Origin of the sequence: Streptomyces termitum, assembly GCF_014650175.1 — a bacterium.
Taxonomy (GTDB): Bacteria; Actinomycetota; Actinomycetes; order Streptomycetales; family Streptomycetaceae; genus Streptomyces; species Streptomyces termitum.
In genome coordinates this window covers 1-849 of the sequence record NZ_BMUL01000045.1, presented here as the reverse complement: position 1 = coordinate 849, position 849 = coordinate 1, and the positions used below count along the sequence as shown (strand labels likewise).

General features: G+C 60.7%; 1 protein-coding gene. It reads right to left on the bottom strand.

The window, feature by feature from the left end:
- A partial coding sequence (locus IE219_RS32705; RefSeq protein ID WP_229850272.1) for a hypothetical protein occupies positions 1-233 on the bottom strand: 233 nt, incomplete at its 3' end.
- Between the last annotated feature and the right edge of the window lie 616 nt (positions 234-849).

The window sequence follows — 849 nt, the reverse complement described above, 5'->3', positions numbered from 1 at the left end:
GCCGCCTGATGCAGGTGCTGGCCAATCTGGCGCCCCACCGGGTGCATCTCTTGACGCGTCATCCCCTGCTGCAGGTGCACCCACCCCAGGTGGCGGCGGTGAGGCTGCGGGTGCGACTCCTCCTCCAGGTGGTGCAGGTTCCCCTCCACCTCCGCCCCCACCGCCGGGTGCTCCGTCTCCTGATGCGGGAGCTGGTGGTTCCACACCTCCACCCCCGCCGTCCGGTGCTCCAAGCCCTGATGCAGGTGCAGGTGGTGCCTCTCCCACCCCTGCACCGTCGGGTGCCTCATCACCTGATGCCGGCGCTGGTGGCCCGTCGCCATCTGGTACTGCGGTCAGTGCAACCGGCAAACCTGGAGCCGCTGGCCCTCAAGCTCCGGTTCCCGGCGACATGTCAAGTGGACAATGCATGTGTCCTCCGCCTCCTTCCTGTGCAGCCGGCGGTGCCGGCGCCTCACCCACACCTGGTGGAGCATCCTCGCCCTCACCTTCGGGTTCCGCGTCTGACCCCACGAGCCAATCTCCTGACCCTGCTCAGGCTGGTACACCTCCTGTCAACGGCACTACTCCAGGAGATCAGCCCGGCGCCGCTGCTTTCACCTCTGCGCAAGGTACCGTGCTCACCAGCTTATTAGCGATGTCTTTGGCCGCTATTGCCTTGTAGAACAGGCATTGGGAGTCATAGTTTTTTGATTTGTTAGCTGTGCACCCTATTTTTTCGCACTTTCACACACCGATGTCTAGCCACTTATCCTTGAGAGTTCAGGTATTTTTAACCTGCAAGAAAGCATTCTTTTGGCTACATGATTGTTCAACACTTGTTACCGTCTTTTGGCTACATGATTGTTC